The organism is Streptomyces asiaticus, assembly GCF_018138715.1.
GTDB classification, from domain to species: domain Bacteria; phylum Actinomycetota; class Actinomycetes; order Streptomycetales; family Streptomycetaceae; genus Streptomyces; species Streptomyces asiaticus.
This window is the reverse complement of the sequence record NZ_JAGSHX010000006.1, coordinates 4,531,302-4,555,995: the sequence shown is the minus strand read 5'-3', so window position 1 is coordinate 4,555,995 and position 24,694 is coordinate 4,531,302. Positions and strand designations below refer to the sequence as shown.

At 72.2% G+C, this 24,694-nt stretch carries 21 protein-coding genes; 12 read left to right on the top strand and 9 right to left on the bottom strand.

What is annotated here, in order from left to right; all coding sequences use genetic code 11:
- Window positions 1-315: 315 nt before the first annotated feature.
- Together KHP12_RS26625 and KHP12_RS26620 are read left to right on the top strand one after the other, a co-directional pair.
- Window positions 316-2,037 carry a sensor histidine kinase gene (locus tag KHP12_RS26625; protein WP_086879815.1) on the top strand — a complete coding sequence of 574 codons (1,722 nt, stop codon included), beginning with the start codon at window positions 316-318 and terminating at the stop codon, window positions 2,035-2,037.
- A 473-nt stretch (window positions 2,038-2,510) separates the two neighbouring features.
- Entirely contained in the window at window positions 2,511-3,344 is an 834-nt protein-coding gene (locus KHP12_RS26620) for a hypothetical protein (RefSeq protein ID WP_086879816.1), read from the top strand.
- A 66-nt stretch (window positions 3,345-3,410) separates the two neighbouring features.
- Here the strand turns inward: KHP12_RS26620 and KHP12_RS26615 are convergent, their stop codons facing one another.
- Window positions 3,411-4,292: a Cof-type HAD-IIB family hydrolase gene (locus tag KHP12_RS26615; protein ID WP_245010128.1), complete on the bottom strand. Its 882-nt coding sequence runs from the start codon at window positions 4,290-4,292 to the stop codon at window positions 3,411-3,413.
- Between the two features lie 157 nt (window positions 4,293-4,449).
- On the opposite strand from KHP12_RS26615, the gene KHP12_RS26610 reads away from it, so the two are divergent.
- From KHP12_RS26610 to KHP12_RS26575, 8 genes are all read left to right on the top strand, one after another.
- Entirely contained in the window at window positions 4,450-5,358 is a 909-nt protein-coding gene (locus tag KHP12_RS26610) for an LLM class flavin-dependent oxidoreductase (protein WP_211833848.1), read from the top strand.
- Window positions 5,359-5,492: 134 nt separating this feature from the next.
- Entirely contained in the window at window positions 5,493-6,401 is a 909-nt protein-coding gene (gene htpX / locus KHP12_RS26605; protein ID WP_211833847.1) for a zinc metalloprotease HtpX, read from the top strand.
- A gap of 3 nt (window positions 6,402-6,404) precedes the next feature.
- Window positions 6,405-6,989, top strand: a complete 585-nt coding sequence (gene pspAB / locus KHP12_RS26600; RefSeq protein WP_086879819.1) for a PspA-associated protein PspAB — start codon at window positions 6,405-6,407, stop codon at window positions 6,987-6,989.
- 156 nt (window positions 6,990-7,145) lie between these two features.
- On the top strand, window positions 7,146-7,709 hold the full coding sequence (locus KHP12_RS26595; protein ID WP_086879820.1) for a hypothetical protein: 564 nt from the start codon (window positions 7,146-7,148) through the stop codon (window positions 7,707-7,709).
- Window positions 7,710-7,824: 115 nt separating this feature from the next.
- Window positions 7,825-8,901 carry an ABC transporter ATP-binding protein gene (locus KHP12_RS26590; RefSeq protein ID WP_244202524.1) on the top strand — a complete coding sequence of 359 codons (1,077 nt, stop codon included), beginning with the start codon at window positions 7,825-7,827 and terminating at the stop codon, window positions 8,899-8,901.
- Window positions 8,891-9,790 carry an ABC transporter permease gene (locus KHP12_RS26585; protein ID WP_037957469.1) on the top strand — a complete coding sequence of 300 codons (900 nt, stop codon included), beginning with the start codon at window positions 8,891-8,893 and terminating at the stop codon, window positions 9,788-9,790. The genes KHP12_RS26590 and KHP12_RS26585 overlap by 11 nt, the downstream gene beginning before the upstream one ends.
- On the top strand, window positions 9,787-10,713 hold the full coding sequence (locus KHP12_RS26580; RefSeq protein WP_037957471.1) for an ABC transporter ATP-binding protein: 927 nt from the start codon (window positions 9,787-9,789) through the stop codon (window positions 10,711-10,713). Before KHP12_RS26585 ends, KHP12_RS26580 begins: the two co-directional genes overlap by 4 nt.
- 15 nt (window positions 10,714-10,728) lie before the next feature.
- Window positions 10,729-11,457: an ABC transporter permease subunit gene (locus KHP12_RS26575; RefSeq protein WP_037957473.1), complete on the top strand. Its 729-nt coding sequence runs from the start codon at window positions 10,729-10,731 to the stop codon at window positions 11,455-11,457.
- A gap of 175 nt (window positions 11,458-11,632) precedes the next feature.
- Here KHP12_RS26575 and KHP12_RS26570 read toward each other — a convergent pair whose 3' ends face one another.
- From KHP12_RS26570 to KHP12_RS26560, 3 genes are all read right to left on the bottom strand, one after another.
- Window positions 11,633-12,925: a CynX/NimT family MFS transporter gene (locus KHP12_RS26570; RefSeq protein WP_086879822.1), complete on the bottom strand. Its 1,293-nt coding sequence runs from the start codon at window positions 12,923-12,925 to the stop codon at window positions 11,633-11,635.
- 67 nt (window positions 12,926-12,992) lie between these two features.
- Window positions 12,993-13,703, bottom strand: a complete 711-nt coding sequence (locus tag KHP12_RS26565; RefSeq protein WP_086879823.1) for a FadR/GntR family transcriptional regulator — start codon at window positions 13,701-13,703, stop codon at window positions 12,993-12,995.
- Window positions 13,704-14,083: 380 nt separating this feature from the next.
- Window positions 14,084-15,628, bottom strand: a complete 1,545-nt coding sequence (locus KHP12_RS26560; protein WP_211833846.1) for an MFS transporter — start codon at window positions 15,626-15,628, stop codon at window positions 14,084-14,086.
- A 153-nt stretch (window positions 15,629-15,781) separates the two neighbouring features.
- On the opposite strand from KHP12_RS26560, the gene KHP12_RS52485 reads away from it, so the two are divergent.
- Both KHP12_RS52485 and KHP12_RS26550 read left to right on the top strand, forming a co-directional pair.
- Entirely contained in the window at window positions 15,782-16,786 is a 1,005-nt protein-coding gene (locus KHP12_RS52485; protein ID WP_086879825.1) for an Lrp/AsnC family transcriptional regulator, read from the top strand.
- 201 nt (window positions 16,787-16,987) lie between these two features.
- A complete protein-coding gene (locus KHP12_RS26550; RefSeq protein ID WP_086879826.1) occupies window positions 16,988-17,437 on the top strand; it encodes a phospholipase in 450 nt (149 codons plus the stop codon).
- 127 nt (window positions 17,438-17,564) lie between these two features.
- Here the strand turns inward: KHP12_RS26550 and KHP12_RS26545 are convergent, their stop codons facing one another.
- From KHP12_RS26545 to KHP12_RS26525, 5 genes are all read right to left on the bottom strand, one after another.
- The gene (locus KHP12_RS26545) at window positions 17,565-18,413 is read right to left on the bottom strand and encodes an HAD family hydrolase (RefSeq protein ID WP_086879827.1); all 849 of its coding nucleotides are present in this window, start codon (window positions 18,411-18,413) and stop codon (window positions 17,565-17,567) included.
- Window positions 18,410-19,687 carry a serine--tRNA ligase gene (gene serS / locus KHP12_RS26540; protein ID WP_211833845.1) on the bottom strand — a complete coding sequence of 426 codons (1,278 nt, stop codon included), beginning with the start codon at window positions 19,685-19,687 and terminating at the stop codon, window positions 18,410-18,412. The genes KHP12_RS26545 and serS overlap by 4 nt, the downstream gene beginning before the upstream one ends.
- A gap of 532 nt (window positions 19,688-20,219) precedes the next feature.
- Window positions 20,220-21,155, bottom strand: a complete 936-nt coding sequence (gene pheA / locus KHP12_RS26535) for a prephenate dehydratase (protein WP_037957497.1) — start codon at window positions 21,153-21,155, stop codon at window positions 20,220-20,222.
- 129 nt (window positions 21,156-21,284) lie between these two features.
- Complete coding sequence (gene efeB, locus KHP12_RS26530; RefSeq protein WP_086879828.1) at window positions 21,285-22,526, bottom strand: iron uptake transporter deferrochelatase/peroxidase subunit; 1,242 nt, start codon at window positions 22,524-22,526, stop codon at window positions 21,285-21,287.
- Window positions 22,523-24,688 carry a copper resistance CopC/CopD family protein gene (locus KHP12_RS26525; protein WP_211833844.1) on the bottom strand — a complete coding sequence of 722 codons (2,166 nt, stop codon included), beginning with the start codon at window positions 24,686-24,688 and terminating at the stop codon, window positions 22,523-22,525. The genes efeB and KHP12_RS26525 overlap by 4 nt, the downstream gene beginning before the upstream one ends.
- Between the last annotated feature and the right edge of the window lie 6 nt (window positions 24,689-24,694).

Genomic DNA, 24,694 nt, shown 5'->3' with positions numbered 1-24,694 from the left:
GGGCTCCGCCCCAGACCCCGGGCGGCCAAAGGGTGAAGCCCCTGCCACGCGGCGGAGCCGCATATCGACGCTGTGGGAAGGGGCGCGGAGGGAAGCAAGATCCGCCGGACACTCCGTAGGGCCTGTCCGGCGGATCCTCGCGGGGCCCGCGGCGTCTGCCGCCGGTGCCATAGGCGTGCGGCCTGCCAGGGCATGAGCTGCCGCATGGATTGGTCCTGGCCCGTGTGGGCCGTCCTACGGGACCCCGAAGCGGCGGAAACGGTGCCCAGCGCTCACGACAGGGCGTTTACCTGCGGGATTCATTAGGCTCGACGCATGGCGGCCGCTGTCCCCTCCCCCGATCCCCTGGATGTGGCCGCGGAGGCGACCCGCGGTCTGCGGGGGCTGTCCACCGAGCTCACGGCGCGGCTGCCGCGGCTGCTGGAGGCCATGCGCTCGCTCGGCACCGGGCCGGACGCGCACACCGTCCTCGACCGGATCGTCCGTACCGCGGCCGAGCTGGTGGGCGCGCGCCGTGCCACGATCGGGGTGCACCACAGCGAGGGCGACGCCGCCGCGGGTCAGGGGCTGGCCGATGTGGTCACGTACGGCGTGACCGAGGCCGACCGGGAGCGGTGCGGGGAGTTGCTCACCGACGCACGCCGCACCGGAAAGCCCTCGGCCACCGAGCCCTCGGCCGCCGAGCCACCGGGCCCGTCCCCGCCGTCGGGCTCGCCTCAGCCGCCGGGCTCGTATCTCACCGTTCCGCTGCGCGTCGGTGAGGAGATCTTCGGCATCCTCTGCCTCGCCGAGAAGCGGGACGGCGGTCCGTTCACCGACTCCGATCGGCATCTGGTCGAGGTGCTGGCGACCGAGGCGGGGATCGCCATCGGGCACACCCGCGTCCAGGGGGCCACCAGGCAGCGCGAGCGCTGGATCGAGGGGTCGGTGGCCGTCACCCAGGCGGTGCTGTCCGGCGGCGCCGGGGATGGACCGGCCGTGGTCGCCGAGAAGGCCCGGGAGCTCGCGGACGCGGCGGTGGGGATCGTGCTGCTGCCGGAGGACGGCGGTGACGGGCTGAAGGCCGTGGCGGTGGCCGCCGATGAGCGGTCCGGGCTGCTCGGCGCGGTGCTTCCGGCCCGCTCCCCGGCCGTGCCGAGGCTGCTGGCCGGGCAGCCGGTCCTCATCGAGGACCCGGCCGCCGATCCGCTGCTCGGCACCGGCGTCCCCGGGCGCTACGGACCGAGCATGATGGTGCCGCTGAGCAGCGGGGACCGGGTGCTCGGCGTGCTGGCCACCGCGCGGGAGCGCGACGCCGACCCGTTCACCGCGGCCGAGCGCACCCTGGCCGCCCAGTTCGCGGCGCAGGCGGCGGTCGCGCTGGTGCTCGCCGAGGCGCAGCGCGACCGGGAGCGGCTCGCGGTCCTCGAGGAGCGCGACCGGATCGCCCGCGACCTCCACGACCTCGTCGTCCAGCGGCTCTTCGCGACCGGGATGCTGCTGGAGAGCGCGGAGCGCCAGTCGGACGCGCCGGAGGTACGGGAGCGGATCGAGCGGGCAGTCGAGGAACTGGGCGCCACCATTCAGGAGGTACGGACGGCGATCTTCGCGTTGCAGCAGACCCCGCCCGAGACGCCACCCGGGCTGCGCGGCCGGGTGCTGCGGGAGGTCAGGGCCGCCGCCGTGCCGCTGGGCTTCCAGCCGTCGCTGACCTTCTTGGGCCCGGTGGACGACCTGGTCGTGTCGGTGACCGGCGCCCATCTCGTCGCGGCACTGCGCGAATCGCTGTCCAACGCGTTCCGGCATGCCCGGGCCGAGCGGATCGAGGTGGTCGTGGACACCACCGCCCGGCTCGCGGACGGGCGCCCGGCGGTCCGGCTGACCGTCGCGGACGACGGGGTGGGCGTGCCCGCGGACGGTCGGCGCAGTGGTCTGGCCAACCTGGTACGGCGGGCCGAGGCGCTGGGCGGATCGAGCACCTTCGGCCCCGGCCTCGGGGAGGACGGCCGCGGCACGACAGTGGCGTGGGAGGCCCCCCTGCCGAGCGAGGATGCCTGACGGCCGCTACCGAGTGAGAGGTCTGGGCGACCGCTGCCGGGTGAGGTCTCTCACAGGGTCGTTGCCGGGCGAGGCGCCGCTGTCGGGCAGGGGCCTGAGGTGCCACTGCCGAGGCCGGGGGCCTCACGGCCGCCAATCGGGAGGGGCCTGGGGCCTGTTGCCGAGTGAAGGTGCTTTACGGACCGCTGCCGGGCCGGGGGCCTGACCGGCCGGAGCCTGACCGGCCGGAGCCTGACCGGCCGGTGGCCGGGCCAAGGGCTCGACACGGCGCTGGGCCGGTGACAGGGCGTCGTGGCGCGGGGGTTGTCGCCCGCCCGGCCCAACCGCTCACCTATGCGGTCCAACTATCGGCTTGTCAGAGTGCGGATCACTTGAACCGTGGGTGAGATGAGGCTCGCGGGCCGCTCGGTCCTTCGTATCCCTTCGCACTCCGCGACAGCTTGTTGGCCCGACGCGGGGAAGGAAGTCATGACGTGAACAGCCAGAGCCCTACTCCTCATCGTTCCCGGGCGCGCCGCCGGGTCCTCTTCGCCTCCGTCGCGACGGCGGCGGCTCTGTCCAGCCAGCTGCTGACCATGTCGCCCGCCGCCTCGGCGGATGACCCCGCCGGGTTCGGCCGTCCCAAGCCGCCCAAGCCGCCGACCGTTCTCCACGGGGTGCAGGAGTTCACCGCGGACGGCACCTTCACGCCGCCCCCGGGAGTCACCTCGGTGCACATCCAGGCTTGGGGTGCGGGCGGTGGCGGTGGCGGCGGTGGTGGCGGCAGCAGCGCCGCCGTGGGCGGCACCGGCGGTGGCGGCGGGTCCGGCGGCTTCACCTGGTGCGTCATCTCGGTCGCGCCGTTCGCCACCTACACGGTGGACCTGGGTACCGGCGGCACCGCCGGTACCGGTGGTCCCGGTGGCACCACGACCGGCACCGCGGGTACGACCGGCGGCCCCGGCACCTCGACGACCCTGGCCTCCACCAGCGGTACCCAGCTCACCGCCACGGGTGGCACCGGCGGTGGCGGCGGTGGCGGCGCCACGACCGCCCCGGGTACGCCGGGCGCCGGCGGCATCGGCGGCACGGGTAGTAGCTGCAACAGCATCTACGCGGTCAACCGGACCGGCGAGAACGGCGAGTCCGGCGCGCTCGGCGGCGAGGGCGGCGACGCGGTCGACGGCATCGTGCAGCTGCCCCCGACGAACACCAGCGAGGGCGGTAACGGCGGCGCCGGCGGCGGCGCGGGCGGTGGCACCGCCCCGGGCGGCACGGGCAGCAACGGCACCGCGGGCGGCAACGGGTATGCCGTCATCTTCTGGTAAGCCGACTCCGGTCGGACACGAACGCCCCCGGCCCCGCGGCCGGGGGCGTTCGCGGTGCCGTCCCGGCTATCCGGCCAGCATCCGCTCTATGACGACGGCTACGCCGTCCTCGGTGTTGGCGCCCGTGCGGTGGGTGGTCGCGGCGAGCACATCCGGATGGGCGTTGGCCATCGCGTACGAGGTGCCCGCCCACATCAGCATCTCCAGGTCGTTGGGCATGTCCCCGAACGCCACCACCTCCGAGGCCGAGATCCCGCGCTCGGTACAGCACCGGGCCAGAGTGCTGGCCTTGCTGACTCCGAGACCGCTGACCTCCAGCAGGGCGGACGGGCTGGAGCGGGTGAAGTCGCCGTGGGTCCCGGCCACCGAGCGGGCCAGCTGGAGGAAGTCGTCCGGCGCCAGCTCGGGGTGGTGGGCGAGCAGCTTGAGGACCGGCATGTCGGCGTGCGCGAAACCGTCGTGGAGCAACTTCTCGGCGGGCGCGACGATCGCGCCCGGGTCGAGGTGGAAGGGCGGGTACCGCGGTTCGTAGAAGATCCCGCCGCTGCGTTCGACCGCGAAGGACGTGCCCGGGGCCGCCTCGCGCAGCGCCTCCACGATGGCGAGGGCCCGGTCGGTGGCGAGCGGACGGACCTCGATCGGCAGCCCGCCCTGGTGCAGATCGACGACGGCGGCGCCGTTGGCGCAGATCGCCAGGCCGTGGCCGTGCACATGGGCGCTGACGACGTCCATCCAGCGGGCCGGCCGGCCGGTGACGAAGAACACCTCGATGCCCGCCCGCTCGGCCGCCGCGAGCGCCGCCACGGTGCGGTCGGAGACCGTCTTGTCGTCCCGCAGCAGGGTGCCGTCGAGGTCGGTGGCGATCAGCCGGGGCCGGGCCGGGGCGGGGCGGAAACGCTCTGGGGCCGGGGTGTTCGGCCGGTCGGTCGCAGGAGTCACGGCAACCATCCTCCCGCATATGCCGCTCATCGGTGAGGGCACCGTGCTCGGGTGGGCCCGGCCAAGCGTCCTGTCGGTACGGTCGGAGCGGCGTTGGATGCGGCGTCGGGTACGGCATCGGACGGCTCGGTGCGGCGTTGTCACACCCACCGCTTAGGCTCGCGGTATGCGAGTGAGCACCGTGATCCTGCCCATCCACCGCTGGTCCGAGGGCGGCCGGACGACATGGCAGTGCGCCGAGGAGCTGGGTTTCCACGCCGCGTACACCTATGACCACCTGTCCTGGCGCAGCTTCCGCGACGGCCCCTGGTTCGGGGCGGTGCCCACGCTGACGGCGGCCGCCGCGGCGACCTCGCGGCTGCGCCTGGGCACCCTCGTCACCTCCCCGAACTTCCGGCATCCGGTGACCCTGGCCAAGGAGCTGATCACGCTGGACGACGTGTCCGGTGGGCGGATCACCCTCGGCATCGGCGCGGGCGGCTCCGGCTTCGACGCGACGACGCTGCTGCGCGGCGGTGAGGAGCCGTGGTCGCCCCGGGAGCGGGCGGACCGGTTCGGCGAGTTCGTCGAGCTGCTCGACCGGCTGCTGACGCATGACGCGGTGACGTACGAGGGCATGCACTACAGCGCGTACGAGGCGCGCGACATCCCCGGCTGTGTGCAGCGGCCGCGGCTGCCGTTCGCGGTGGCCGCCACCGGTCCGCGCGGGCTGCGGCTCGCGGCGCGGCACGGCCAGGCGTGGGTGACCACGGGCGATCCGAAGATCTCCGAGACGGGCACCCCGGCCGATTCGCTGGCCGCCATCGGCGGTCAGATCGACCGGCTGGGCAAGGCGTGCGCGGAGGCCGGGCGGGACGCCGACGACCTCGACAAGATCTTCCTCACCGGCTTCACCCCGGATGGCACAGGGCCGCTGAGCTCGGTGGACGCCTTTGTGGACTTCGCCGGACGCCATGCCGAGCTGGGCATCGAGGAGATCGTGCTGCACTGGCCGATCCCCGATTCGATCTTCGCGGCCGACCTCGGGGTCTTCGAGAAGATCGCCACGGAGGGTGCGGCCCAGATAGCGGGCTAAGCGGTACAGCTCGCCGTACAAGCTGCATAGCCGTACAAGCCGAATAAAGGGCGCCGACGCGCGGCGCGGATCGCCCGATAAGCGGCAGAATCGGGTATAGAGCCTTTGGCGTCGCGTCACTGGGGAGGCATCCCATGCCGCATACCCGCTATGCCCCGGACCGTGGGCTGACCGCGCGCATGGTCACGACGATGTTCTTCATCGGGCTGCTCTATGTGGTCTTCATCGGCGTGCTGCTCGCCCTGTTCAAGGGCGCCTGGCCGCTGATCGTGATCCTCGCGGGAGGGCTGTTCGTGGCGCAGTTCTGGTTCAGCGACCGGATCGCGGCGTTCAGCATGGGCGCCCGGGAGGTCACCCCGCAGCAGGCTCCCGAGCTGCACGGCGCGGTGGACCGGCTGTGCGCGCTCGCGGACATGCCCAAGCCCCGGGTGGCCATCGCCGACACCGATGTGCCGAACGCCTTCGCCACCGGCCGCAATCAGCGCAACGCACTGGTGTGCGCCACCACGGGCCTGCTGCGGCGGCTGGAGCCGGAGGAGCTGGAGGGCGTGCTCGCCCATGAGCTGTCGCATGTGGCACACCGCGATGTGGCGGTCATGACCATCGCCTCCTTCCTCGGGGTGCTGGCGGGCATCATGACCCGCGCGGCGCTGTGGGGCGGGCTCAGCCGTGGCAGCCGTAACAACAACGTGGGCATCGCGGTGCTGCTCATCCCGCTGATCAGCGCCGTTGTCTACGCGATCAGCTTCCTGCTGACCCGGCTGCTGTCCCGCTACCGCGAGCTGTCCGCCGACCGCGCCGGCGCGCTGCTGACCGGGCGGCCCTCGGCGCTCGCCGCCGCGCTCACCAAGGTGACGGGGCAGATGGCCCGGCTTCCGACCCGGGACCTGCGCAAGGTCGAGCCGTACAACGCGTTCTTCTTCGCGCCCGCGCTCTCCGGCGAGAGCGTGAGCCGGCTGTTCTCCTCGCATCCGACGCTGGAGCGGCGGCTCGACCAGCTCGCCCGCATCTCCACCCAGCTGGGCCAGGCGGGAAGGGGCTGAGCCATGAGGCTGCTGGACGCCATCCTGGGCCGCAGCAAACCGGTGCGCCCCGACCTCGACCGGCTCTTCGGGCTCCCGGGGGCCGCGGTCAGCCTGGAGGCGGGGGCCGGGTTCACCCCGACCGGCCGGGGCTCGGTCTGCTTCGCGAGCGTGGAGGGCGGCGCCTTCTCCCAGCTCCAGCGGGATGTGCGGGAGCTGCTGGACGCGGACACGGAGCGGGGCGGGGTGCCCGTGGAGTTCAGCCAGGACGCGTACGGCTACACCTGGCTGCTGGCCCGGCAGCGGCCGGACGATGTGGCCTCGCTCGTCAACGATCTGCACGCGGTCAATTCGCTGCTCCAGGACGGGGGGTTCGGCCCCCAGCTGCTGTGCTCGCTGATCGGCTTCCAGGACACCGCGGGGCGTTCGCTCGCGCTCGTGTACCTCTACAAGCGCGGCACCTTCTACCCCTTCGCGCCGCTGCCGGGCGCCGTGGAGAAGCGGGACAACGCGCTGGAGCTCCAGATGCGCGCGCTGCTCGGGGACGATCTGCGGATCGAGGAGGACCTGAGCCGCTGGTTCCCGGTCTGGGGCGCACCGGGTCTCTGACGTTCCCGTTCCCGGCCGGACGGCGAGCGGTCCCGTTCCCGGCCGGAAGGCCCGACTCCACCGGGCCTGTGCCCAACACCCCCTGCCCGAAGGGGAATCCATGGGCCGGGCAGCGCATCAGGCATAGGACCGGTCTCGCAGGGCACGTAGGGTCAAATGAGTTACTTGCGCGGATTCCTGCCATGGATCGCCCTCGCGATCGTGTCCACGCTGGGCTGGCAGTGGGGCGCCCTGGCCGGGCTGGTGCTGGGGGCCGCGATGCTGATCCGGGCCCGTAAGGCGGGCCTGGCCGCCGACGCCCTCATCCTCGACTGCAGCACGGTGGCCTTCTTCACCGCGCTGACGATCTTCGCCTTCGCCCGCCCCGACAGCGGGCTCAAGGACTACGTCGGCGCGCTGGCGCTGAGCTGGCTTGCCGTCACCGCCTGGACGACCCTCGCCGTCGGGCGGCCCTTCACCACCGGTATCGCCCGGCGCCAGGCACCGCCCGAGGTCTGGGACACCTACGCGTTCCGGCACATCAATGTGGTGATCACCCGGGCCTGGTCCATCGCCTTCACCCTCTCCGCCGCGGCCATGGTCGTGGTCGTCTCCGCCGGTCTGGGCGTGGTGGCGGCGCTGGCGGCGCAGTTCGCCGGGTTCGTCCTTCCGGCCCTGTTCACCGCGTGGTACCCAGGATGGGCACGGTCCCGGCTGGCCCCCGCGGCACATCGGGCATAAGCCCCCGGACCTGCTGTGGATACCCTTGGTAACCCCCTCCGGTCGGAGCCTGTCCCCTACGGGCGCGTCAGACCCGAGGACGAGGCGAATCCCACCGTCTGGAGTGACGCCGCCTGTGTCTCACACCACTACCGTCGAACGCGTGACTGTGATCGCCACCGAAAGTCTGAGCAAGCGGTTCCCCCGCGTCACCGCGCTCGACCGGCTGTCCGTCGACATCGCACCAGGGGTCACCGGCCTGGTGGGTGCCAACGGCGCCGGTAAGTCCACGCTGATCAAGATCCTGCTCGGGTTGTCCCCCGCCAGCGAGGGGCGCGCCTCCGTGCTCGGCCTCGATGTGGCGAAGGACGGCAGCGCCATCCGCGAAAGCGTCGGCTACATGCCCGAGCACGACTGTCTGCCGCCCGATGTCTCGGCGACCGAGTTCGTCGTCCACATGGCGCGCATGTCCGGGCTGCCGCCCTCCGCGGCCCGCGAGCGCACGGCCGACACCCTGCGCCACGTCGGGCTGTACGAGGAGCGGTACCGCCCCATGGGCGGCTACTCCACGGGCATGAAGCAGCGGGTCAAGCTGGCGCAGGCCCTGGTGCACGACCCGCGCCTGGTGCTGCTGGACGAGCCGACCAACGGCCTTGACCCGGTCGGCCGCGACGAGATGCTCGGGCTGATCCGCCGCGTGCACACCGACTTCGGCATCTCGGTCCTGGTCACCTCGCATCTGCTCGGCGAGCTGGAGCGCACCTGCGACCACGTCGTGGTCATCGACGGCGGCAAGCTGCTCCGCTCCAGCTCCACCAGTGACTTCACCCAGGCCACGGCCTCGCTCGCGGTCGAGGTGACCGACACCGCCGACCACCCGGACGGCACCACGGCGCTGCGTACCGCGCTCGACCGGGCCGGGCTCACCGTCCAGCCCGCCGGCCGTGGCGCCGACGGGTCGCCCGGCTCCGACCACGTGCTGCTGGTCGACGTCGCGGGCGAGCAGACGTACGACACGGTCCGCGACACCATCGCCGACCTCGGCCTCGGCCTGGTCCGCATGGAGCAGCGCCGCCACCGCATCGCGGAGATCTTCCGGTCCGACGACAAGGACGCGAACACCCCGGAGACCGGGGACGCTGCGAACGCCGCGGAGGCCGCGAACGCCGCCGCCAGCGCACACGGGAACGGAGGTGCCGTCGATGCCGCCTGAGACCGTGACCCAGCAGCGCGCCGACGTCATTCACAACATCGGCTACCGCCACTACGAGGGCCCGCGCCTCGGCCGTGCCTACGCCCGCCGCTCGCTCTTCTCCCAGAGCCTGCGCGGCGCCTACGGCCTCGGGCGCTCGGCCAAGTCCAAGGTCGCGCCGATGCTGCTGTTCGCCGTGATGTGCATGCCCGCCGCGATCATCGTCGCGGTGGCCATCGCCACCAGCGCGGACGAGCTGCCCGTCAAGTACACCCGCTACGCGATCATGCTTCAGGCCGTCATCGGCCTCTACACCGCCTCCCAGGCGCCGCAGTCCGTCTCCCGGGACCTCCGCTTCAAGACGGTCCCGCTCTACTTCTCGCGGCCCATCGAAACGGTGGACTACGTGGTGGCCAAGTTCGCCGCCATGGCCTCCGCGCTGTTCATCCTCACCGGCGCGCCCCTGCTGATCCTCTACGCCGGGGCACTGCTCGCCAAGCTGGACTTCGCCGATCAGACGAAGGGCTTCGCACAAGGACTGGTCTCCGTGGCTCTGCTCTCGCTCCTCTTCGCCGGCATCAGCCTGGTCGTCGCCGCGCTCACTCCGCGCCGCGGCTTCGGCGTCGCCGCCGTCATCGCCCTGCTGACCATCTCCTACGGCGCGGTGTCCGCCGTCCAGGCCATCGCCTGGGACCAGGGCAACACCGGCCCGGTGAGCTGGATCGGGCTGTTCTCGCCGATCACCATCATCGACGGGGTGCAGACGGCGTTCCTCGGTGCCACCTCCTCCTTCCCCGGCGGGGTCGGCCCCGGCACCGGGACCGGGCTCGTCTACGTCCTCGTTCTCCTCGGCCTGATCGCCGGCTCGTACGGGCTGCTGATGCGCCGCTACCGAAAGGTCGGTCTGTGACCACGATCGCCATCGACAACGTCTCCCGCTGGTTCGGGAACGTCGTGGCCGTCAACGACGTGACCATGGACATCGGCCCCGGTGTCACCGGGCTCCTCGGCCCCAACGGCGCCGGCAAGTCCACCCTCATCAACATGATGGGCGGCTTCCTGGCCCCCTCCACCGGGTCCGTGACCCTCGACGGCACCCCGATCTGGCGCAATGAGCAGGCGTACCGCCACATCGGGATCGTCCCCGAGCGGGAGGCGATGTACGACTTCCTCACCGGCCGCGAGTTCGTGATCGCCAACGCCGAGCTGCACGGGCTGCCCGATCCCCGCGCCGCCGCCCGTAAGGCGCTCGACACCGTCGAGATGGACTACGCGGGCTCCCGGAAGATCGCCACGTACAGCAAGGGCATGCGCCAGCGCGTGAAGATGGCCTCCGCGCTGGTGCACGAGCCGTCGGTGCTCCTCCTGGACGAGCCGTTCAACGGCATGGACCCCCGGCAGCGGATGCAGCTGATGGATCTGCTGCGGCGGATGGGCGCCGAGGGCCGCACCGTGCTGTTCTCCTCGCACATCCTCGAGGAGGTCGAGCAGCTGGCGGCGCACATCGAGGTGATCGTCGCGGGGCGGCACGCCGCCTCCGGCGACTTCCGCAAGATCCGCCGGCTGATGACGGACCGTCCGCACCGCTATCTCGTACGGTCCAGCGACGACCGCGCGCTGGCGGCCGCCCTGATCGCCGATCCGTCGACCACCGGTATCGAGGTCGACGCGAGCACCGGCGTCGACGGCGGGCTGCACATCCAGGCGGTGGACTTCGCCCGCTTCACCGAACTGCTGCCTCGCGTCGCCCGTGACCAGGGCATCAGGCTCCTCACGGTCTCGCCATCCGACGAGTCCCTGGAGAGCGTCTTCTCCTACCTCGTCGCGGCCTGAAAGGAGCCCACAGCGATGTCCTCGCTCTACCACCCCACCGTCGCGCGGCTCACCTACCGGGCCCTGCTCGGCCGCCGCCGTGCGCTGATCCTCTTCACCCTCCCCGGTCTGCTGCTGATCATCTCGCTCGCCGTACGGCTGCTGACCGGCGCGGACGACGACACGGCCGACGCGATCCTCGGCGGCTTCGCGATGGCCACCATGGTCCCGCTGATCGGCGTGATCGCCGGTACGGGCGCGATCGGCCCGGAGATCGACGACGGCTCGGTCATCTATCTGCTGGCCAAGCCGGTGAAGCGGCCGACGATCATCATCACCAAACTGATCGTGGCGATCGGCGTCACCGTCGCCTTCTCCGCGATCCCCACCCTGCTCGCGGGCTTCGTGCTGAACGGCAACGCGAACCAGCTGGCCGTCGGCTACGCCGTGGCCGCCGCCGTGGCCTCCGTCGCCTACAGCGCGGTCTTCCTGCTGCTGGGCACCGTGACCCGGCACGCGGTGATCGCGGGGCTGGTCTACGCCCTGGTCTGGGAGACCTTCTTCGGCAGCCTGGTCGCCGGGGCCCGCAAGCTCAGCGTGCAGCAGTGGGCGCTGGCGCTCGCGCAGAAGGTCGCGGACGGCGATGTGATCACGTCGGACGTCGGCCTGGCGACCGGCGTCATCCTGCTGCTCGCCGTGACCGTGGCCGCGACCTGGTACGCGGGCCGCAAGCTGCGCACGCTGACCCTCGCGGGGGAGGAGTGACCACGGAGTGACCACCCGCGCGAGGTGATGCCCGGGGGGGCCGCCCAGCGGTCCGTGCACGCCTTACGGTCGCCATCGCGCCGGGACGGCGGAGCGGCCGCCGGTGGTCTCCGCGGTGGCGGCGGTCGTCGTGACGGCCGCCGCCGCGGCGCGCGGGAGGCGCCTTCCGGACCGCTCAGGCGCGGATCCTGCGGTCGCGGCCCGCGCCCAGGCCCAGCAGCGCCAGCGCCCCGCACACCGCCAGCATCAGCGTGAGCGGCAGCGCCCAGCCGCCGGTGGTCTGGTGCACCACGCCGAGCGCCAGCGGACCCACCGCGGCCAGCAGATAGCCCCAGGTCTGCGCCATGCCGGACAGCCGCGCCGAGGTGTGGGCGTCCCCGGTCCGCAGCACCATCATGGTCAGCGCGAGCCCCACGGAACCGCCCTGGCCGACGCCGATCAGCGCCGCCCACACCCACGCCCCGGCCGCGGGAGCCGCCAGCAGGCCCGCGATACCGGCACCCATCAGCGCCGCGACGGCGACGGCCAGCGTCCGCTGGGAGCGCATCCGCCCGGCGAGGGTGGGCACCACGAACGAACCGACCATCTGCAACATGGTGCTGAACGCGAACACCAGCCCGGCCGCGCTCTTGCTCATGCCGTGGTCGGTGAAGATCGTCGGCATCCAGGCGATGCAGACGTACGCGATCGACGACTGCAACCCCATGAACAGCGTGACCTGCCAGGCCAGCGCGGAGCGCCCCAGCCTCGGCTCCGCCCCCGACGTCGTCCTTACGGGCGTCGCCGCGGGCTCGCCGTGGTGCGTGCCACGCCGCGCGAGCACCGTCTGCGGTATCCAGACCAGCGCCGCGACCGCCGCCAGCAGCGACCAGGAGGCGAGCGAACCCCGCCAGCCGCCGAGCGCGTTCTCCAGAGGTACGGCGGAGGCGGCGGAGACCGTCGCCCCGCCGATCATCGAGGTGGTGTAGAGCGCGGTCATTCCGGCGGCCCGGTGCGGGAAGTCCCGCTTGACCAGGCCCGGCATCAGCACATTGAGGAACGCGATCCCGCTGCCGACGAGGGCGCCCCCGGCGAAGAGCGCCATCACGGGCGGCGCCACCCGCAGCAGTATGCCGCCGAGCAGCAGCACCAGCGCGCTCAGCAGCACCGCCTCGGTGCCCCAGCGCCGGGCGAGCCGGGGCGCGAAGGGCGAGGCCAGGCCCATGAAGATCAGCGGGATGGTGGTGACCAGGCTGCCCGTGGTCGCGGACAGCCCGAAGTGGCCGCTGATCTCGCCGAGGAGCGGGGAAACCCCGGCGAGCGCGGCCCGCATGTTGAGCGACGCCAGCACGATGCCGATCAGGAGAAGCGCCGAGTGGGCCCGCAGGGTACGCCGCGCGGCGGTCACCTCGGGGGTCGGCCGCAGATCCGTCTCGGCGTCCACGAGCAGGGGCTCGGCCTCCGGGCCTGGGGTGTGCGGGCGTGGCAAGAAGAACTCCGTTCACGTAGTGATGAGATGAGGCGGCCGGGCGCTATGACACCCGCCGGGAGGGGCCTCAGCCGGTGGCGAGCAGCGCCTCGATGGCGCGTTTCGGCGCCTCCAGCAGCGCCCGAGCCGCCGCCTCGGCGGCCGCCGGGTCACCGGAGGCGATCGCGTCGACCAGGGCACGGTGGTCGGCGGGGACGATGCTCGGCACCTCGCGGTCGCCGAGCGAGGCCACCAGTGAGTCCCGCACCGAGCTGCTGAACCAGCCGTAGGTCGCGCTCAGCGCGGCATTGTGTGCGGCGTCCACCACGGCGGTGTGGAACTCGAGGTCATGGGCGGCGTGCAGCTCGTGGTGGCCGACGCCGGGCCGCTCCCCGCCCCGCGCGAACGCCTCGAGCGACTCCAGCGCCGCCCGCATCCGCCGCAGATCGGCGGGGCTGTGCCGGAGCGCGGCCAGCCGCGCGCCCTCCGCCTCCAGCGCGATCCGCAGCTCCAGCACATCCCGTATCCCGGCGCGCCGCACATCCCGCATGACCTCGGACGGGTCGGTCGTGGACACCACGAAGGTGCCCTCGCCTTGCCGGGACTGCAACATCCCCGCGTGCACGAGGACGCGGACCGCCTCGCGGACCGTGTTCCGGCCGACCTGGAGCTGCTCGGCGAGGGCATGCTCGGTGGGCACGCGGTCCCCGACCCGCCACTCACCCTCGGTGAGCTGCGCGCGCAACTGCTCCACCACGGTGTCGACCAGCGACCGCCGCCCCGCCGCCCGCAACGCCATCCTCTCGGCTCCCTCACGTCGATTCACCCGGTTGCCCAGTCATCCTACAACTTCGCACCCGGAAGCCCCGTGGGCAGGCGCCCCGCCCACCGAACTGGCCGCCTGGCCTGGGGATGACTCCGATTCCCCATAGGTTCGTCTTGGACCTATGGGGCATGTACTCGCCGAGATCACAGAGCCGCTCGCTCATGGCGCAGATGCGTGGAGCCGACATCCGCCAGACACGCCTCGACGGCTTCGAGACGTGTCCCGATCGGATATGCATCCCGTTGCTCGGGAACTCCTTCCGATGCCGCTTGGGGCGGGCGCCGTCGGGCGCCCGCCCCGCGTCGTACCGCGTCGTACCGCGTCGTACCGTGTCGTACCGCGTCGGCCCCGGCTCAGGCGTGGACCGGCTCCGACGGGGACTTCTCGGGGGTCGGCTTCCGGGGCGTGCCGCCGGGGCCGCCGCGGACGACGGTGAGGACCAACAGGCCCGCCGCCAGGGCCGCGATGCCCGCGATGACGCAGATGCGGTCGAGACCGGCCGCGAACGACTCGTGGACCAGGGCGCGCGCCGCGTCCGCCCGGGCCGGGGGCGCGGCGGCGATCACGGCGTCGGCGTGGCCGCCGCTGATGGCCTCGGCGGCCTGCCCGGCCGCCCTGGCCGGGACGGTGTCGCTGCCGTCCACCATGTCCCGCACCCGCGTCGCGAACACCGTGCCCAGGACGGCGATCCCCAGCGCATAGCCCAGTTGCCGGAAGGTGTTCACCGCGCCGCTGGCCATGCCCGCACGCTCCGGCGGGGCCGAGCCGAGGGCCGCCGAGACCAGTACCGGCATGGCCAGGCCGATCCCCAGACCGGCCAGGGCCAGGCCGGGGACGAAGGCGGTCCAGTCCGTGTCCGGGGCCACCATCGCCGCGTTGACCAGCGCGCCCGCGCCCACCAGCAGCAGTCCGCCGCCGAGCGCCCGCCCGGGGGCGACCTTGTCCAGCAGCCGTCCGCCCGCCGCGCCGACGACCAGTGAGACGCCCGCCATCGGCGTCACCGCGAGCCCCGCCTGCACCGGGCTCATCCCCAGCACCGACTGGAGCCACAGCCCGGCGTAGGTGAGGTACGGGAAGGCGGCCGCCTGGAGCAGCAGGGCCGCCGCCATCAGCACCGCGAACGTCGGGCGGCGCATCAGACCCAGGTCCAGCAGCGGCTGCCGCTTCCCGCGCTCCAGCAGGACGAAGGCGAGCAGCGCGACCGCGGCCGCCACCAGCGCGGTGACCGTGCCGGTGTCGGCCCAGCCCTCCTCGCCGCCGCGCATCAGCCCGTACGTCAGCGCCCCGGCGCACACCGTGAAGGAGGCGGCGCCCGGCCAGTCGATGCGCACCCCCGCCGCGCCGCGCGACTCCTCGATGGAGCGGACCGTGATCCACACCGCGATCGCCGTCAGCGGCAGATTGACCAGGAAGATCGCGCGCCAGTCGACATACTCGGTCAGCACCCCGCCCAGCACCGGGCCGACCGCCGCGGCCGCCCCGCTCGTACCGCCCCACACGCCGAAGGCGATTCCGCGGTCGCGGCCGGAGTACGTGGCCATCAGCAGCGGGGTGTTGGTGGCGAACATGGCCGCGGCCCCCACCCCCTGCACGGCGCGGGCCGCGATCAGCAGCCCGGCGTCCGGTGCCAGACCGCAGGCCAGGGAGGAGATCGCGAACACCGCGAGGCCGACGAGATACAGCCGCCGCCGTCCGAAGAGGTCCGCCGCCGATCCGGCCACCATCAGCAGCGCGGCCAGCGCCAGCGCGTAGATGTCCATCACCCACTGGAGAGAGGTGAAGGACGCGTCCAGCCCCCGTGCCACCTGGGGCAGCGCGGTGTTCACGATCGTGACGTCTATCAACAGCATGAAGTTGCCGAGGGTGATGGCGGCAAGCGGCCACCATGATCTGCGCATGACTGACTCCGGGATCCGGCACATTCCGACAAAGGGAGGCGGGGCCGGCCCCGTGGGTGGTCCCCGCGGCTCCTACGGTCGCCCCGGCCCGGCCGTTTCTCCCAGCCGGGCCCCGATCCGGGGGCGATATCCGACAGCCACTAGTTTGGTGCGGTGGAATCCGACGCGTACGACGACCTGGACCGGGCGCTGGTGCACGCCCTCCAGCTCGACGGCCGGGCCCCCTTCAGCCGACTGGCCGAGGTGCTGGGCGTCTCCGACCAGACCGTGGCCCGCCGCTACACCCGGCTGCGGACGACCGGAGCGATCCGGGTGCTCGGGCTCACCGACCCGGCGGCGGTCGGCGACGTGGTCTGGATGGTCCGGGTGCGGTGCCTGCCGGACGCCGCCCTGCCGGTGGCCGAGGCGATGGCCCGGCGGCCGGACACCTCCTGGGTGCATGTGCTCTCCGACGGCACCGAGGTCTCCGCGTCGACACGGGCGGCGTCCGACCAGGACAGCGACGCCCTGCTGCTGCGCAAACTCCCGCAGACCCCACGGGTGGTGGGGGTGAGCGCGCACTGCGTGCTGCATGAGTACTTCGGCGGCGAGCAGAGCTTGGTCAACAAGTCCCCGGCGCTGACGGCCGAGCAGATCGCGCGGCTGCGCCCGCCCGCCCCGGACCGGTCGAAGGGCCCGCGCGGACCGGTGAGCGCGGGGGACCGCAAACTGCTGGACGTCCTCGCGGGGGACGGGCGGGCGCCGCTGGCCGAACTGGCCGCCGCCACCGGCTGGTCGCAGTCGACGGTGCGCCGTCGGCTGGCCGATCTGCGCGCCGACGGCACCCTGTACTTCGATGTCGACTACTCCCACCGGCTGTTCAGCCAGGGCGTCACCACCGCGATATGGCTGTCGGTACGGCCGTCGGAGCTCGCCGCCACCGGGCAGACGCTCGCGAACCACCCCGAGGTGGCGTTCGCATGTGCGACCACCGGAACGAAGAATCTGCTGGCGACCGTGGTCTGCGCCGATGTCCCGGCCCTCTACACCTATCTGACCACCCGTATCGCCGAGCTGACATCTGTGCGGGACATGGAGACCACCCCGATCCTCCGCCGGGTCAAGGGCCCGGGGCCACTGCTCACCCCTCCCTCCCGGATGCCCTGGCGTCCCTCCTGAACTGCCCGTTCCGCGAAGGTAGTTGGAGGAAACTCCGAAACTCAGGTGGTTGAACTCTGTTCATCTCTACGTCGATGTGGATCTTGACGGTTGTCAGGGACCTGGCGAACTCTTGGCGTGCGCTGGATCACACCGCGCCGCCCCCTCCCTTCGTCACGAGCTCTTGAGGGGGCGTCAGAAGTGAAAACGGAGGGAACCCGAATGCGTCGCCTCGCCACGAGTCTCGCCGCCACCGCCGTCACCGCGGCGGCCACCATCGCCCTGGCCGCACCCGCCCAGGCGGTCCCCGCGGACAAGCAGCAGGTCCTCGCCAGCTGGACCCAGACCAGCGCCAGCAGCTACAACACCTGGCTCGCGGCGCGGAACAACCAGGGTGCCTGGGCCTCCTACCAGTTCGACTGGTCCACCGACTACTGCAGCAGCTCCCCCGACAACCCGTTCGGCTTCCCCTTCCAGACCGCCTGCGCCCGGCATGACTTCGGCTACCGCAACCACAAGGCGATGGGCATCTTCGACGCCAACAAGGCGCGCATCGACAGCGCCTTCTACGAGGACCTGAAGCGGGTGTGCAACGCCTACAGCGGTGCCACCAAGACATCGTGCAACGGCACGGCCTGGACGTACTACCAGGCGGTCAAGGTCTTCGGCTGACCACCCCCGCCGCAGGCTGACGATGCCTGCCACCGGCTGACAAGCCCCGCCGCAGGCTGACGATCCCCGCTGCCGAGCCCGGATGCCGGGCGGTCCGCCGAGGCGGCCGCACCGGCGTCCGGCCGGTTCAGCTGTTCGCCGCCGCCGCCGGGAAGAGCCGCTCCAGCACCACGGCGATGCCGTCCTCCGCGTTGGACGCGGTGATCTCGTCGGCGACGGCCTTGAGGTCCTGGTGCGCGTTCGCCATCGCGACCGCGTGCTTCGCCCAGCCGAACATCGCGATGTCATTGGGCATGTCGCCGAAGGCGATCGCGTCGTCGGCGGTCATCCCCAGCCGGCGCGCGGCCAGCGACAGGCCCGTGGCCTTCGTCAGCCCCAGCGGCAGCAGCTCCACCAGCCCGGTGCCGGCCATCGTCACCCCGACCAGGCCCCCGGCGGCCGTCCGGGCGGCGTCCGCGAGCGCGTCGTCGCCCAGCTCGGCGTGCTGGATGTAGAGCTTGCTGATGGGCTGCGACCACAGCTCGGCCGGCTCCGTGAACGGCACCAGCGACATCCCGTCGTGATCCATCCGGTACCCCTCACCGAAGAGCACCTCGCCGTCCAGCCCGTCGCGGGCCGCGGCCAGGAACAGCGGGCCGACCTCCGCCTCGATCTTCTCCAGCGCCAGCAGCGCCACCTGCCGGTCCAGCGTCACGGAGGTCAGCAGCCGGTGCTCGCCCGCGTGGTAGAGCTGTGCGCCCTGGCCGCACACCGCGAGCCCCTCGTAGCCGAGGTCGTCGAGTATGTGCCGGGCCACCGGGACGGTCCGCCCGGTGACCACGATGTGCGCGGCGCCCGCCGCGGTGGCCGCGGCGAGCGCGTCCCGGGTCCGCGCCGAGACGGTGTGGTCGGGGCGCAGCAGCGTCCCGTCGAGATCGGTCGCGATCAGGCGGTACGGAAGATCGTCGCGGTACGGAAGATCGTCGCCGCCGCTCACCGGGCGACCGGTTCCAGGACCTCGCGTCCACCGAGGAACGGCCGCAGCGCCTCGGGCACCCGCACCGAGCCGTCGGCCTGCTGGTGGTTCTCGAGGACCGCGACGATGGTCCGGGTGATCGCGCACAGCGTGCCGTTGAGCGTGGCCAGCGGACGGACCCGCTTGCCCTCGCGCATCCGGATCGACAGCCGACGCGACTGGAACTCGGTGGTGTTGGAGGTCGAGGTCAGCTCGCGGTACTTGCCCTGCGTCGGGATCCACGCCTCGCAGTCGAACTTCCGCGTCGCCGACGAGCCCAGGTCACCCGAGGCCAGGTCGACCACCCGGAACGGCAGCTCCAGCGAGGTCAGCCACTGCTTCTCCCACTCCAGCAGCCGCTGGTGCTCGGCCTCGGCCTCCTCCGGCGTCGTGTAGACGAACATCTCGACCTTGTCGAACTGGTGCACCCGGAAGATGCCCCGGGTGTCCTTGCCGTACGACCCGGCCTCACGGCGGAAGCAGGAGGAGAACCCGGCGTAGCGCCGCGGCAGCTGGTCCGCCTCCAGGATCTCGTCCATGTGGTACGCGGCCAGCGGCACCTCGGAGGTGCCCACCAGGAAGAGGTCGTCCTTGTCGAGGTGGTAGACGTCCTCGGCGGCCTGGCCGAGGAAGCCGGTGCCCTCCATGGCCTTCGGCTTGACCAGCGCCGGGGTGAGCATCGGGGTGAAGCCCGCCGCGGTGGCCTGCGCCATCGCCGCGTTCACCAGTGCGAACTCCAGCAGGGCGCCGATGCCGGTCAGGTAGTAGAAGCGGGAGCCGGAGACCTTGGCGCCGCGCTCGGTGTCGATCGCGCCGAGCAGCTCGCCGAGCTCCAGGTGGTCCTTGGGCGCGAAGCCCTCGGCCTCGAAGTCGCGCGGGGTGCCGACGGTCTCCAGGACGGCGAAGTCGTCCTCGCCGCCGACCGGGACCTCGGGGTGCACCAGATTGCCCAGCTGGAGCAGGAGCCGCTGGGTCTCCTCGGCGGCCACGTCCTGCTCGGCGTCGGCCGCCTTGACGGCGGCGGAGAGCTCGCCCGCCTTCTTCAGCAGCTCGGCCTTCTCGTCACCGGAGGCTTTGGGGATGAGCTTGCCGAGCGCCTTCTGCTCGGCACGCAGCTCGTCGAAGCGGACACTGGAGGACCTGCGCCGCTCGTCGGCGGTCAGGAGCGCGTCGACGATGCCGACGTCCTCTCCACGAGCGCGCTGGGAGGCGCGCACACGATCGGGGTCCTCACGGAGCAGGCGAAGGTCAATCACCCCCCCAGGTTACCGGTGTGACCTCGGGTGCTCGACGCGATATTCCTTTGCGTCCGGTTTTGCCCCCTTTTGGGGCTGTGGGTAAACCGGGGAATTCCTGTGACGGCCGGCGTCAAGGAATGCTTCCGCAATCCCCGAAAAGGGGCAAAGAGGCGGCGTCGAGTCGACCTTCTTCCCTTGTGCACAGGGTGAGTTGGAGGTTGGTTGTCCACAGGCGTGGGGGTAATCCCCGAAGTTATCCACAGGCTGTGTGTGAGATCTGTGGATGTCGCAGTGATCGTTAAGGCCGCCCAGATGCTCGGCGATGGATTCCCCCGTCAAACCGCGTTCACACACTCCACAAGAGAGGAATCCCTCACTCCAAAGAGTTGGTCGAGCGAATTGGGGTGACAAGTGAGTGATGTCCGGCGATGGTGGTCAATGCGAAGAGTGTCGTGATGCATCCGTTGCGCCGGATTGGGGATGTCGACTTATCCCCAGCGTGGGCCATCGGCCTGTGGATAACTTTTCCGCAGCGATTCTGTTGACGGGCTCAGGCCCGGCCGTCCTGGCAGCGGGCCAGCCACTCCGCCGCCTCCGTGAACGCCTCGTCCGACGTCCCGTGCCGCAGCGGTGCCATGTCCTCGGCCGTCACACCCGCACGGGGGTACGAGCCCAGGAACCGCACCCTCGGGCAGATCCGCTTCAGCCCCATCAGGGCCGAGCCCACCCGCCGGTCGGTGATGTGCCCCTCACAGTCCACCGAGAAGCAGTAGCGGCCGATGCCCTCGCCGGTCGGGCGCGATTCGATCCGCATCATGTTGACCCCGCGCGCGGAGAACTCCTGGAGCAGCTCGAGCAGCGCGCCCGGGTGGTCGTCACCGAGCCAGATCACCACGGAGGTCTTGTCCGCGCCCGTCCGGGCGGCGGGTCGGGCGGGGCGTCCGGCCAGCACAAAGCGGGTCATCGCGTTCTGCGCGTCATGGATGTCGGTGACCAGCGGCTCAAGACCGTACCTGGACGCCGCGAACTCGCCCGCGAACGCGGCGTCGTACCGCCCCTCCTGCACCAGCCGCGCACCGTCCGCGTTCGAGGCGGCCGACTCCCACACGGCGTCCGGGAGGTTCGCCGCCAGCCAGTTGCGCACCTGTGGCTGGGCCACCGGATGCCCGGTCACCGTCTTGATGTCCGTGAGCGCGGTGCCCGGCCGCACCAGCAGCGCGAAGCTGATCGACAGCAGCACCTCGCGGTAGATCATCAGCGGTTCGCCGGTGGCGAGTTCGTCGAGGGTCGCGGTGACCCCGCCCTCGACCGAGTTCTCGATGGGCACCAGGGCGGCCGCCGCGGCTCCGGAGCGCACCGCGTCGAGCGCCACCGGCACGGAGACCATCGGCACCAGCTCCCGGGTGGCGGCCTCCGGCATGGACCGCAGCGCGGCCTCGGTGAAGGTGCCCTCGGGGCCGAGGTAGGCATAGCGGCTGGCCGACATCACGGTCGCTCCCTGTGATCAGACGAGACCGCCACGATACCCGCGTCGGCACGGGCCGCCGACCCGCATGGTGGACACGCGTATGGACGCCCCTTGGACGCGATGTCCCGGGGCGGCTCGTCCCCTTTCCTATGCCTCCAAGAGTGCCTGACCCACGTACTCCCCCGGGGCGCAGCCCGGAGGCACCGCGAACAGCGCACTGGCCTCGTGCCGCAGGAACCGCGACAGATCGTCGCCCAGGTCCAGCTTCCGCTGCACCGGCACGAACCCCTTCATCGGATCCGCCTGCCAGGCGATGAAAAGCAGCCCGGCGTCCGGCGCCCCGTCGTCGCGGAAGCCGTCGTGGTACGAGAAGGGCCTGCGCAGCATCGCAGCGCCCTGGTTGGACGCGGGCGCCGCGACCCGTACGTGGGCGGCGCCCGCGATGGCCAGCGCACCGTTCTCGTCGACCTTGTCGAGCTGAACCGGGGTGGTCTCGGTGCCGCCGGACAGCGGGGCGCCGTCGGACTTGCGGCGGCCGACCACCTTCTCCTGCCGCTCCAGGGAGAGGTGGTCCCAGGAGTCCAGCAGCATCCGGACGCGCCGGACGACCGCGTAGGAACCGCCCGCCATCCACGCGGGCTCGCCCCTCTCCGGTACGAAGATCCGCCGCTCGAAGTCGTCGTCGGTCGGCTTGGGGTTGTTGGTGCCGTCGATCTGGCCCATGAGGTTGCGGGTGGTCATGGGGTGGCCGGTGGCGCCGGGGGACCGGTTGAAGCCGCTCATCTGCCAGCGCAGCCGGGCCGTGTCGGCGGCCTCGCGCTGTAGGGCGCGCAGCGCGTGGAAGGCGACCAGCGCGTCATTGGCGGCGATCTGGATCCACAGATCGCCGTTGCTGCGCTTGGGGTCGAGCGCGTCGGAGACGAAGTCGGGAAGCGGGGCGAGTGCCTCGGGCAGCTGGTCCTCGACTCCCGCCTTTCCGAAGAAGGTCCGGCCGAAGCCGAAGGTGACCGTAAGGGACGAGGGACCGGCGTCGAGCGCGATCCCCGTGTCGTCCGGTGGGGCCTCGCCCGCCATCAGCTCCTTCGCCGTCCGCGACCAGCGGCGCAGCAGTGCGGCGGCCGCCTTACGGTTCGCACCGGGCGCCAGGTCGAAGGCGAGGAGATGGCCGTGGGCCTGGAGGGGGGTGGTGATGCCCGCCTGGCGCCTGCCGTGGAAGGGCACGGCGGTCGCGCCCAGCGAGCTGAGGGGTGCGGGTGCCTCCCGCGTCGCCTCGGACGCGTAGGCTCCGGCGGCTCCGCCGGCGACCAGTCCGGCCGCTCCGGCGGCGCCCGCCGAGCCCAGCAGACGCCGCCGGGAGATGCCGGACGAGGGTGCTTGCTCTGTGGTCATTGAGCGACTTTCACGTTCCTGGTCTCCGTCACCTGGTCGATGTCGGAGGTTCGTACGGTAAGGGAGAGCTGCCAGGTGCCCGCCATGGGGAGCTGGACGGTCTTGGCGCTCCAGTGACCGGTCGAGAGGCGCTCGAGCGGGATGCGCAGCGGCCCGATCCCCTTGCCCTTGAGCGTCAGCGACAGCTTGACCTCGGGCACGTCCACGGGACGGTCCGCCAGGTCGGTGGTGAAGACGTGCAGCGCGTTGTCACCCGGCAGGGCGGGTTCGATCATCACCACGGCCTTGCCACGGCCGCTCTTGGGGCCCGTGTTGTAGGGGATCAGCACGCTCACCGGGTCGACGTTCAGCTGGTCGACGGGTTTCGTGGCCCGGGCGCCGGCCTGCTCGGTTTCGGCCCGGCCGGGCTGGGTGCCGCTGAGCACGGTGGCCACGGCGAGCAGCACGACGGCCACGATCGTTTCGGCGAGCACCGACCGGCGCAGCCCGCTGCGCTCGCGGTCGGCGTCGCGCTCCCGCAGTGTGGCGGTCTTGTCCTCGGCGGCCCGCTGACGGGCGAGCTGGGCGGTGCGTACGGGATCGCCGTCGGCGGCGCCGGTACCGGAGTCGCCGCCGGGTCGCCCGTCACCGGACTCGGTTCCGGCGTCGGCGGGCGTGTCGGCACGGGTGCCGACGGCCGCGTCGGCCGCACCGGTGCGGACCGGCCGCGCGGCCTGCACCGCCGCCTTGGTCCCGGCCTTGGTCCCGGCCTTGGTCCCGGCCTTGGTCCCGTCGGCCGTGGCTGCGGCCGCGACATCGGCCTCGGCGCCGCTTCCCGCCTTGGCGCCGCTCCCCGCCTCGGTCTCCGCGTCCGCGTCCGCCCCGGCCGCCTCCGTGGCATCCGTAAGGCGCCCGGTCCAGCGGCGCGAGACGGCGGCGATGCCCACGAGCACCGCCACCAGACCCACCTTGACCAGCAGCCATCGCCCGTACTCGGTGTCGGTCAGCGCGCCCCAGGAGCCCACCTGCCGCCACGACTGGTACAACCCGGTGACCACCAGGGCGACGACCGAGCCGAAGGCCAGCCGCGAGAAGCGGCGCACGGCCGCCCGCTCGATCGGCTCGCCCGCCCGGAGCGTCACCGCGAGCGAGGCCAGACCGCCCAGCCAGACCCCGACCGCGATCAGATGGATCACGTCCACCGGCATGGCCAGCTGCCGTTGCAGGCCCACCGAGGCGTGCTCGGCCATCGCCCAGGTCGCGGCGAGGCCCATGGCCATCACCGTGCCGCCGAAGCCGAGCCCGAAGGCGAGGTCCTGGCGGCGCCGCGCGTCCGCCTCCCCCTCCCCGGTGCGCCGGGTGTACGAGCCGAAGAGGACGGCCAGGAAGACCGCCGCCGCGCCGAGCAGCAGCAGCCGGGACAGCAGCGCCGCGCCCGGCTTGGTGGACAGCACATCGCCCAGCCTGCCGAGGTCGAGGATCCCGCCGATCCCCTCGCCGTCGGTGTACGGCCCGCGCAGCAGCAACAGCAGCAGGCTGGCCGTGAAGACCGTCACCCAGCCGCCCACGGCGATCTTCCGCACCGGGCGCGAGGACCGGCAGAGCCCGGCGAACACACAGCCGCCCACGAGCGCCGCGAAACCGCCGTAGGCGGCGTACCGGCCGATCCCGTAGAGCGTGCTGACGGTGGAGTCGGACGCCTCGCCCGTGGGCACCTTCGCCTTGGTCTTGGACGGGGCGCCGATGGAGAAGGTGAACGCGCCGCTCACCGGGTGGCTGTCCTCGGAGACCGCCTTCCACGCCACCGTGTAGGTGCCGTCCGGCAGTCCGGAGTGCAGCCCGGCGGCGGCGGTCGACGACTTGCCGTCGACATGGGCGGTCTTCCCGGTGTCCACGCGCTTGCCCTTGGGGTCGAGCACGCGCACCGAGTCGCCGGAGAGCAGCACGCCCTCCGAGAAGTTCAGCGTGACCTCCCTGGGGGCGGTCTTCACCACCGAGCCGTCGGCGGGGTCGGTCGAGGTGAGCGCGGCATGCGCGGACGCGGAGCTCGCGCCCACGCTCAGCGCGCACAGCAGCGCGGCGAGCAGGGTGCCGCAGATCGCCATCAGCCGCCGGGCGGTCGCGGTGGTCCGGGTGGGAGTCGCGGTGGGCCCGGTGGGGGCCAGGGAGGTCAGCGAGGGCATCGGGCG

Bases quoted from the DNA above. Each gene is read 5' to 3' on its own strand.
- KHP12_RS26625 (WP_086879815.1), top strand. From the start codon at position 316: ATGGCGGCCGCTGTCCCCTCCCCCGATCCCCTGGATGTGGCCGCGGAG.
- KHP12_RS26615 (WP_245010128.1), bottom strand. From the start codon at position 4,292: ATGGTTGCCGTGACTCCTGCGACCGACCGGCCGAACACCCCGGCCCCA.
- KHP12_RS26610 (WP_211833848.1), top strand. From the start codon at position 4,450: ATGCGAGTGAGCACCGTGATCCTGCCCATCCACCGCTGGTCCGAGGGC.
- htpX (WP_211833847.1), top strand. From the start codon at position 5,493: ATGCCGCATACCCGCTATGCCCCGGACCGTGGGCTGACCGCGCGCATG.
- pspAB (WP_086879819.1), top strand. From the start codon at position 6,405: ATGAGGCTGCTGGACGCCATCCTGGGCCGCAGCAAACCGGTGCGCCCC.
- KHP12_RS26595 (WP_086879820.1), top strand. From the start codon at position 7,146: ATGAGTTACTTGCGCGGATTCCTGCCATGGATCGCCCTCGCGATCGTG.
- KHP12_RS26585 (WP_037957469.1), top strand. From the start codon at position 8,891: ATGCCGCCTGAGACCGTGACCCAGCAGCGCGCCGACGTCATTCACAAC.
- KHP12_RS26575 (WP_037957473.1), top strand. From the start codon at position 10,729: ATGTCCTCGCTCTACCACCCCACCGTCGCGCGGCTCACCTACCGGGCC.
- KHP12_RS26565 (WP_086879823.1), bottom strand. From the start codon at position 13,703: ATGGCGTTGCGGGCGGCGGGGCGGCGGTCGCTGGTCGACACCGTGGTG.
- KHP12_RS26560 (WP_211833846.1), bottom strand. From the start codon at position 15,628: ATGCGCAGATCATGGTGGCCGCTTGCCGCCATCACCCTCGGCAACTTC.
- KHP12_RS26550 (WP_086879826.1), top strand. From the start codon at position 16,988: ATGCGTCGCCTCGCCACGAGTCTCGCCGCCACCGCCGTCACCGCGGCG.
- pheA (WP_037957497.1), bottom strand. From the start codon at position 21,155: ATGTCGGCCAGCCGCTATGCCTACCTCGGCCCCGAGGGCACCTTCACC.
- efeB (WP_086879828.1), bottom strand. From the start codon at position 22,526: ATGACCACAGAGCAAGCACCCTCGTCCGGCATCTCCCGGCGGCGTCTG.
- KHP12_RS26525 (WP_211833844.1), bottom strand. From the start codon at position 24,688: ATGCCCTCGCTGACCTCCCTGGCCCCCACCGGGCCCACCGCGACTCCC.